Origin of the sequence: Streptomyces lonarensis (genome assembly GCF_012033735.1) — a bacterium.
Taxonomy (GTDB): domain Bacteria; phylum Actinomycetota; class Actinomycetes; order Streptomycetales; family Streptomycetaceae; genus Streptomyces; species Streptomyces lonarensis.
In genome coordinates, this window is sequence record NZ_JAAVJD010000229.1 from 1 (window position 1) to 8,476 (window position 8,476).

At 72.3% G+C, this 8,476-nt stretch carries 9 protein-coding genes; 4 read left to right on the forward strand and 5 right to left on the reverse strand.

Annotation, left to right across the window (positions count from 1 at the left end):
- Window positions 1-114: 114 nt before the first annotated feature.
- Window positions 115-552 carry a gamma-glutamylcyclotransferase gene (locus HCN56_RS21110; RefSeq protein ID WP_167973508.1) on the reverse strand — a complete coding sequence of 146 codons (438 nt, stop codon included), beginning with the start codon at window positions 550-552 and terminating at the stop codon, window positions 115-117.
- A gap of 102 nt (window positions 553-654) precedes the next feature.
- Between HCN56_RS21110 and HCN56_RS21115 the strand changes: the two genes are divergently transcribed.
- Window positions 655-2,115, forward strand: a complete 1,461-nt coding sequence (locus tag HCN56_RS21115) for an NAD(P)H-quinone dehydrogenase (protein WP_167973519.1) — start codon at window positions 655-657, stop codon at window positions 2,113-2,115.
- Window positions 2,116-2,304: 189 nt separating this feature from the next.
- Complete coding sequence (locus HCN56_RS21120) at window positions 2,305-3,195, forward strand: DeoR/GlpR family DNA-binding transcription regulator (protein WP_446696835.1); 891 nt, start codon at window positions 2,305-2,307, stop codon at window positions 3,193-3,195.
- Between the two features lie 548 nt (window positions 3,196-3,743).
- Here HCN56_RS21120 and HCN56_RS21125 read toward each other — a convergent pair.
- Genes HCN56_RS21125 through HCN56_RS21135 form a run of 3 tightly spaced genes read right to left on the reverse strand, consistent with a single transcriptional unit; the run spans window position 3,744 to window position 4,628 of the window.
- Window positions 3,744-4,004, reverse strand: coding sequence for a hypothetical protein (locus HCN56_RS21125; protein ID WP_167967699.1), 261 nt, complete (start codon window positions 4,002-4,004; stop codon window positions 3,744-3,746).
- The gene (locus HCN56_RS21130; protein ID WP_167973510.1) at window positions 3,988-4,413 is read right to left on the reverse strand and encodes a hypothetical protein; all 426 of its coding nucleotides are present in this window, start codon (window positions 4,411-4,413) and stop codon (window positions 3,988-3,990) included. Before HCN56_RS21130 ends, HCN56_RS21125 begins: the two co-directional genes overlap by 17 nt.
- Window positions 4,410-4,628: a DUF7848 domain-containing protein gene (locus HCN56_RS21135; RefSeq protein WP_167973512.1), complete on the reverse strand. Its 219-nt coding sequence runs from the start codon at window positions 4,626-4,628 to the stop codon at window positions 4,410-4,412. The genes HCN56_RS21130 and HCN56_RS21135 overlap by 4 nt, the downstream gene beginning before the upstream one ends.
- A gap of 253 nt (window positions 4,629-4,881) precedes the next feature.
- Between HCN56_RS21135 and HCN56_RS21140 the strand changes: the two genes are divergently transcribed.
- Entirely contained in the window at window positions 4,882-5,721 is an 840-nt protein-coding gene (locus HCN56_RS21140) for a helix-turn-helix domain-containing protein (RefSeq protein ID WP_167973514.1), read from the forward strand.
- Window positions 5,722-5,732: 11 nt separating this feature from the next.
- Complete coding sequence (locus tag HCN56_RS21145) at window positions 5,733-5,930, forward strand: DUF397 domain-containing protein (RefSeq protein WP_167973515.1); 198 nt, start codon at window positions 5,733-5,735, stop codon at window positions 5,928-5,930.
- A 331-nt stretch (window positions 5,931-6,261) separates the two neighbouring features.
- On the opposite strand, the gene HCN56_RS21150 is transcribed toward HCN56_RS21145, so the two are convergent.
- Window positions 6,262-8,037, reverse strand: a complete 1,776-nt coding sequence (locus HCN56_RS21150; RefSeq protein WP_167973517.1) for an acetyl/propionyl/methylcrotonyl-CoA carboxylase subunit alpha — start codon at window positions 8,035-8,037, stop codon at window positions 6,262-6,264.
- Window positions 8,038-8,476: the final 439 nt, after the last annotated feature.

An 8,476-nucleotide genomic window follows, 5' to 3' on the forward strand; every position in this document is an offset into this window, starting at 1 on the left:
CCGCCGGGCACCGCCGCCCCGCGCCCGGCGGGAACCCGCGGCGCACCGGCGAACCCGCGCAGCCGCGAACCGCCCCGGCCGGAGGCGGCGCCGCAGGGGAGTGCCCGCCCGTCGTCAGCAGGGGCGCTTGCGCAGTTCCATCACGTAGTCGTGGGGCGCGTCCGCGGACTCCGCCGCGTCGGCGATCTCGCCCAGGTAGCGGGCGCTCGGCAGCCCGCCCTCGTAGCCGTTGAGCACGTAGACCCACGCCGGGAGGTCGCCCTCCAGCGTCGCCACGCGGACCCGCATCCGCCGGTAGATGTCGAGGCCGACGCCCACCCACCGGTCCATGCTGTCCTCGTCCATGGGGGCGATGTCGTACAGCGCGACGAACACCTGGGAGCGCGGCGCCTCGGCGATCGTGGCCAGCGCACCCTCCCATCCCATGTGCTCCCCACCGAAGGTGAGGCGCCAGTCGGTGAGCCAGCCGGTGCCCCGCAGCGGGGAGTGCGGCGCGCGACGCGACATCAGCCGGGCATCGAGGTTTCCCGCGTAGGCGGCGTAGAGCGACATGGTTTGAGAGTACGGGAGCGGCCGCCCGGGAGCGGGGGCACGCGCCCCGGCGGACGGCACTCCGAGGGGGGAGGCGGGTGATCGCCGCGGCGGTGCGAGAGACTGTCGTACGTGACTCGGATCGTGATCATCGGTGGTGGACCTGGCGGCTACGAGGCTGCGCTCGCTGCGACGCAGTTCGGGGCGGAGGTGACGATCGTCGACCGCGACGGCCTCGGCGGCGCCTCCGTGCTGACGGACTGCGTGCCCTCGAAGACGCTCATCGCCACCGCCGAGGTCATGACGACCTTCGACTCCTCCTACGAGGAGCTGGGCATCGTCATGGACCGGGAGGACGACCCGGACGCCCCGGGCCCGGTGGTGGGCGTGGACCTCGGCAAGGTGAACCGGCGCGTCAAGCGCCTGGCGCTGGCCCAGTCCCACGACATCACCGCCTCGGTGACGCGGGCCGGGGTGACGGTGCTCGCCGGCCGCGGTCGGCTGGAGCCGGAGCGCGCCGCCGACGGCGCGCGCCGGGTGACGGTGACCGAGTCGGACGGCTCGGTCCGCGAGCTGGTCGCCGACGCGGTCCTCATCGCCACCGGCGGCACCCCCCGCGAGCTGGCGGACGCCCAGCCCGACGGCGAGCGCATCCTCAACTGGACGCAGGTCTACGACCTGGCGGAGCTGCCCTCGGAGCTGATCGTGGTCGGTTCCGGCGTGACCGGCGCCGAGTTCGCCGGTGCCTACCAGGCGCTCGGCTCGCGGGTGACGCTGGTCTCCTCCCGCGACCGCGTGCTCCCCGGCGAGGACTCCGACGCCGCCGTCGTGCTGGAGGACGTCTTCCGCCGCCGCGGCATGAACGTCATGGCCCGCTCGCGCGCCGCCTCCGTCGAAAGGGTGAAGGGCGAGGACGGCGAGGACCAGGTACGGGTGACCCTCTCGGACGGCCGCGTCATCCACGGCTCGCACTGCCTGATGGCGGTCGGCGCGGTGCCGAACACCTCCGACATGGGGCTGGAGGAGGCCGGGGTGCGGCTGAAGGACTCCGGCCACATCTGGACCGACCGGGTCTCGCGCACCAGCGCGCCGGGCGTCTACGCCGCCGGTGACTGCACCGGGGTCTTCGCCCTCGCCTCGGTGGCGGCGATGCAGGGCCGCATCGCGATGTACCACGTCCTCGGCGGCGCGGTGGCCCCACTGGACCTGACGACGGTCTCGGCCAACATCTTCACCGACCCGGAGATCGCGACCGTGGGCTACACCCAGGCCGACGTGGACGCGGGGCGGATCGACGCGGAGGTGGTGAAGCTGCCGCTGCTGCGCAACGCGCGCGCCAAGATGCAGGGCATCCGCGACGGCTTCGTGAAGCTGATCTGCCGGCCGGGCACCGGGATCGTGGTGGGCGGCGTGGTCGTCGCCCCGCGCGCCAGCGAGCTGATCCACCCCATCTCGGTCGCGGTCGACAACAGTCTGACCGTCGACCAGATCGCAAAGGCGTTCACGGTGTACCCGTCCCTGTCGGGATCGATCGCCGAGGTGGCCCGCCAGCTCCAGGTCCGCAAGGCGGCCGGGGAGGGCTGAACCGCTCCGCCGACCCGCCCCCGCGCCCTGTCCTGGCAGGCCGCGGGGGTTCGTCGTTCCGGAGCAAGGTGTTCCGCTTTCTCGACGGCCGGAGCCCCTATACCACGCGCGACGGTCCGGTAATGACATCTTCTGAGATTTGCCGCAAGCTGCTGAAACCAGGCGGACTTTGGCGTTACGGTCGGTTCCGTGTTCGCTGCAGAACGTCGCCAAATGATCCTGGAGATGGTGCGCGCCAACGGCGCCGTCTCCCTCCGAGAGCTAGCCCGCGTCGTACAGACCTCAGAGGTCACCGTGCGACGCGATGTCCGCATCCTTGAGGCCGAGGGCCTCCTCGACCGGCGCCACGGCGGCGCCGTCCTGCCCGGGGGCTTCACCCGCGAGGCCGGCTTCCCGCAGCGGTCCCTGGCCGCCTCTGCGGAGAAGGCCGCCATCGCGGAGGCCGCCGCCGGGCTCGTCGGCGAGGGCGAGGCCGTGGTCGTCGGGGCCGGCACCACCACCCAGGAGCTGGCCCGCCGGCTGGCGAGGGTGGCCGGGTTGACGGTCGTCACCAACTCCCTGCTGGTCGCCCAGGCACTGGCGCACGCCAACCGGGTCGAGGTCGTCATGACCGGCGGCACCCTCCGGGGCTCCAACTACGCGCTGGTCGGCAGCGGGGCGGAGCAGTCCCTCCAGGGTCTCCGGGTGTCGCGCGCCTTCATCTCGGGCGCCGGGCTGACCGCCGAGCGCGGTCTGTCGACCTCCAACATGCTCTCCGCCTCGGTGGACCGCGCGCTGGTCCACGCCGCCGCGGAGGTGGTGGTCCTCGCCGACCAGTCCAAGCTGGGTGCCGACACCATGTTCCAGACGGTGCCGACCGAGATGATCTCGCACCTCGTCACCGACCAGCCCGCCCCGGACAGCGAGGCCGCAGCGCAGCTGGAGGCGCTCGCGGACCAGGGTGTCCGGATCTCCGTCGCTCCCGGCGAGGCCGCCCGCGGGGGGCGGGCCCGCCGGGACTTCCCGGTGCCGACGCCGCGCAGTCCGGCCCCGAACCCGCTGGGGCAGGGCGCCGCTGTCGGACGCCGCGCCGGCGGCTGACGGCGGCCGGGGCGGCGGCTGCGGGCGCGCCCCGCGCCGCGCTGCGCGCGAGGCGCCCCGGTGCTTCGGTGATCCGCCGCGCGCAGCCATTCCCGCAACCTCCGAAGCGGCGCTATCCGGTCCGGTTCTGTCTTCAGCCGTCCACCGGGCGACGCGGTCGCTCGTTCTCCGACTCGGTGGTCGACTTCTTCGCACAAGCCCGTCGAGGCCGAAGAAGCCTCCCGCCCGGGAGTCGGAGGTTCACGACGGTCACGCCCCGCAGTTCGCGGTGCGGGCGTGATGCGAGCGTTCCGGGTAGTCGGGGGCGGGAGCACGTGGCGGGGCGTCGTCACCGGACGCCACCCACTCCGTGACGGTGAGGCGGTGGACCCGGGGCCGGGCCCCGCGGCGACGTCAGCCCCCCGCACCCCGACGTCAGACGGCGCGGAGGCGGCGAACGGAACGGTCAGGAGCCCGTCTGTGTCCGTGTGGTGCGCCGCCCCTGCCGGGGCCGTCGCGGAGAAGGGGAGGACCGCTGGTCCTCCCGGCAGGGGCGGGGTCTGCGGGGGTCAGCGCGGCCAAGCGGCGCGCACCGGCCGCACGGGTCGTGCGCGTCGGGCCGGGCGGACGGGCCGGATCACCGTCACCTCGGTGAGCGAGTGCAGCTGTACCCGCACGCATCGGTCGAGCTCCAGCCACGTCGTGCCGCCGCGGTGGGCGGCTGCGGTGACGGGCAGGCACGAGCCGGCCAGCGTCAGGAAGTCGCCGGTGCGAATCTCGGCGGCAGGGAAGCGCACCGCTGCGGCGCGCGGGTCATCGAGGATCGACACTGCTGCTCCCGAAGAAGGTGAGGACGGGACGGAGGATCGGGCGCGCGGCCAGCGAGTAGAGGACTTCGACCTCCCCGGAACCGCAGACGCGATCCGGGCCGCGCGCGTTGGCGCTGATCGGCTGCCCGTCCGCCAGGGCGGCGCACTGCACCGCGCGGAACTCGGCGTCCGCCGTCCACTCGCGGAAGACCGCGGGGACCGGGGTCGTGTACTGGCACTGCTCCGCCGACTGGTCGTCCCGGGGGACGTCGAGCGCGTCCGCGAGCCGGGCCGCCTGGTGGTGAAGCCAGTCGAGCGCGTCGTCAGGGGTGTCCGCCCATGTCGTGGCCAGGTACCACTCACCTGCCGCGTCCGGCGACCGGGCGACCACCTCGCAGTGGTAGCCGTCCACGTAGCGGCCGGCGCTCACGAGTGGGGCTCCGCCCGGTACGGGGTGGAGCTGAGTTCGCGGAACAGCTCGCGGCCCGGATGGTCGTCCAGGTGGAGGACGGCCCACATCATGGCCGCGTCCCCGGTCTCCGCCTGCGGGCCGATCTCCGCGCAGACCTCGCACTGCACCCGGAAGACCAGGGGGCCGGACCGGCGCACGAGCGGGAACCGGGCGAACCGGTAACCGCCGCTCACCGCTCCCTCAACCTTCTCAGATGCGCTTCGACAACCTGTCCCAACTCCACTGACCTGACGACAAGTTCGGCAGTCGGAGTCACCGGCTCGTCATCCGCCGGGGCAGGCACCGGCAAAACCTCTGTCTCACCCTCGTCGCCGGACTGAAGATCAGAACACACGACCATTCCTCTCCGTAGTGATATCACTACCAAGGAGTCATGGAGTCGCCTAGGGTTGGCCTGTCTTCAACGTCTCAGCGCCGGAGAACACGTTGGTAAACCGCAAGGAACTGAACCCCGACGCGAGTCCGGAAGCGGCGTTCGGCGCACGGCTGCGCGGCGTGCGAGAGGCTCGGGGGTGGCTGCAGGACGAGCTGGGTGCGCGCATGGGCTACTCGGGACGGCATGTGTCGGGCGTGGAGACCGGCAACAAGTCGCCCACCCGACGCTTCGCGACCGCCGCTGACGTGGCGTTCGGACTGGCCGGCACCGAAGAGTCATTCGCACGGGAATGGGGGAAGATCGAGCACGGCGTGCTCTTGCAGGACTTCCCCGAGTACGTGGGGATGGAGAGCCGGGCTTCTGAGATCAGGCTGTTCGAGGTGGGAGTGATCCCCGGCCTGCTTCAGACGCGTGAGTACGCGCAAGCGCAAGCCGAGAGTGACGTGAAGCGAGGTTCCATAACGGAAGCGCAGGCCGATGAGGCAATGGCGTATCTCGCGAAGCGACAGGCGGCGTTACTACGACCTGTGCCGCCGCTGGTGGTCGCGGTGCTGGACGAGAGTTGCATCCGTCGGCCTATCGGCGGCGCTGCCGTTATGGACGCGCAGCTGCGGCAGCTCATCGAGCTCACCGAGCAGTCGCACTTCATGATCCAGTTGGCCCCTTACAGTCTCGGCGCACGCCGCCCTTTCAGGCACATGGTGCACCTGCTGACCATGACCGACCGGTCTGTGCTCTCCTATGTCGAGTCGGAGACGCGCGGCTACCTGGACCGCGAACTGGCCTCCGTCATGCCGCTGGTGAGGGCATACCATCAGCTGATGGCCGTGTCGCTGTCGCAGACGGCATCCGTGGAGATGATCCAGCAGCTACGAAAGGGCTCCTCGTGACGAACGAACCCATGACCTCGCGTTGGGTCAAGTCCTCCTACAGTGGCACCGGCAGTGCCTGTGTCGAGTGGGCCCCGCACGCGGCGTCCACGACCGGCATGGTCCCCGTCCGTGACTCCAAGAACACGACCGGTCCCACTCTCGCGGTGCCCGCGGGCGCGTTCGCCGCGTTCGTGGACGGCGTCAAGTCGGGTTCGCTTCACCGCTGAACGTGCGCCACGCAGAACGGCCCCACCGTGCCGGCACGGTGGGGCTTCTCGCTGCGAGGCATGGTCGGGGGCGCGGACCACCGCACCTTTCATCCGGCTCGCGCGCGGGTGAACAGCTCTGCCCCGTAACGGTGCTGTGAGGCCGAGTCGCCGCCCGGACCGCCTCGCCGACAGCCGCTGGCGGGAGTCCTCGGAAGCGACACCGGAGGCGCCCTCCGCGACAACCCGCCCGGCGGTCGCCGCCACGGTGCGCCAACGCTGACCCGGCGCACGCACGACGAGGGGCGGCGACCGCACGGTCGCCGCCCCTCGTCCCTCCGGTACGACCCGGTCAGTCCTTGATCTCGCAGATCGCCGCGCCGGCGGACAGGGCGGCGCCGACCTCGGCGGTCAGCCCCTTCACGGTCCCGGCCCGGTGGGCGTTGATGGGCTGCTCCATCTTCATGGCCTCCAGCACCACCACCAGGTCGCCCTCGGCGACGGTCTGGCCCTCCTCGACGGCGACCTTGACGATCGTCCCCTGCATCGGGGAGGCGAGCGCGTCACCGGTGACGGCGGAGCCCGCCTTGCGGCCGCCGCGCCGACGCGCCGGCTTGGCGCCACCCGCGACGGCGGCGCGGGCCAGCGGCATGGCGAGCGTCGCGGGCAGCGACACCTCCAGCCGCTTGCCGGCGACCTCCACCACGACCGTCTCGCGGACGTGGGCGTCCTCGTCGTCACCGACGCCGCCGGGCGTGAAGGGCGGCAGCTCGTTGACGAACTCGGTCTCGATCCACCGGGTGTGGACGGTGAACGGGGCCTTCTCGCCGTGGACCTCGGGGGCGAACGCCGGGTCCGCGACGACCGCGCGGTGGAACGGGATGGCGGTGGCCATGCCCTCGACGCGGAACTCGGCCAGCGCGCGGGAGGCGCGGCGCAGCGCCTGCTCGCGGGTGGCGCCGGTGACGATCAGCTTGGCGAGCAGCGAGTCCCACGCCGGGCCGATGACGGTCCCGGACTCCACGCCGGCGTCCAGCCGGACGCCGGGGCCTGCCGGGGCCTCGAAGGAGGTGACGGTGCCGGGGGCGGGCAGGAAGCCCCGGCCCGGGTCCTCGCCGTTGATCCGGAACTCGATGGAGTGGCCGCGGAGTTCGGGATCGTCGTACCCCAGCTCCTCGCCGTCGGCGATACGGAACTGCTCGATGACCAGGTCGATCCCGGTGACCTCCTCGGTGACCGGGTGCTCGACCTGGAGCCGGGTGTTCACCTCCAGGAACGAGATGGTGCCGTCCTGGCCCACGAGGAACTCGCAGGTCCCGGCGCCGACATAGCCGGCCTCGCGGAGGATCGCCTTGGACGCCCGGTACAGCTCGGCGTTCTGCTCCTCGGTGAGGAACGGCGCGGGCGCCTCCTCGACGAGCTTCTGGTGGCGGCGCTGCAGCGAGCAGTCACGGGTGGAGACGACGACCACGTTGCCGTGCTGGTCGGCGAGGCACTGGGTCTCGACGTGGCGCGGCCGGTCGAGGTAGCGCTCGACGAAGCACTCGCCGCGGCCGAAGGCCGCGACGGCCTCACGGACCGCCGACTCGTAGAGCTCGGCGACCTCGTCCAGGGTGCGGGCGACCTTCAGGCCGCGGCCGCCGCCGCCGAACGCCGCCTTGATGGCAACGGGGAGACCGTGTTCCTCGGCGAACGCCACGACCTCGTCGGCGCCGCTCACCGGGTCCTTGGTGCCGGCGACGAGCGGCGCCCCGGCGCGCTGCGCGATGTGCCGGGCGGCGACCTTGTCGCCGAGGTCCCGGATCGCCTGCGGCGGCGGGCCGATCCACGTCAGCCCGGCATCCATGACGGCCTGGGCGAACTCGGCGTTCTCCGAGAGGAAGCCGTAGCCCGGGTGCACGGCGTCGGCACCGGAGTCGGCGGCGGCCTTCAGTACCTTCTGGAAGTCGAGATAGCTGGTCGCGGGGGTGTCACCACCCAGCGCGAACGCCTCGTCCGCGGCGCGCACATGGGGCGCGTCCCGGTCCGGTTCTGCGTATACGGCGACGCTGGCGATACCGGTATCCCGGCAGGCTCGCGCGACGCGGACGGCGATTTCGCCGCGATTGGCGATGAGCACCTTGCGCACGTTGGCTCCCTCCTTGGAACACAGCGATTTTAGATACACACCACACCGCGCGCCGAGTCCCCCGCAGAAGTGAGTACCTGTGTACCCAGGGTGATCGGTCGGTGGCTCCGGTGCGTGGCACCCCTGGTAATGACGCCGCACAGCGGCCACCAGTTTCCGCCGGGGGTTCCCGGCCGAAGCGGTGCGGAGCTCCGCGACGCGTGCGGCTTTTGTGGGGACCTTCCAACGCACACCGGGAAGTTTTTTCTGAAGCGCCTCGCGGGGCACTGCCCGGGCCGGTCCGTGAGGCGATCGGCGCCGCGGTGAGCGCCGCCGAATTGGCCGGTTCGGCCGGTTCCCGCTCCGGGCGGCCGGGGGCGCGCCGACCGCTGCGTACCCGGTGGGGCGGCGGCCCGTGGCGTGTCCCCGCGCGCCGGCGTGCGGCTGGCCGGCACGACGC

Coding starts and splice junctions, on each gene's coding strand:
- HCN56_RS21110 (WP_167973508.1), bottom strand. CDS start 552: ATGTCGCTCTACGCCGCCTACGCGGGAAACCTCGATGCCCGGCTGATG.
- HCN56_RS21145 (WP_167973515.1), top strand. CDS start 5,733: ATGACCTCGCGTTGGGTCAAGTCCTCCTACAGTGGCACCGGCAGTGCC.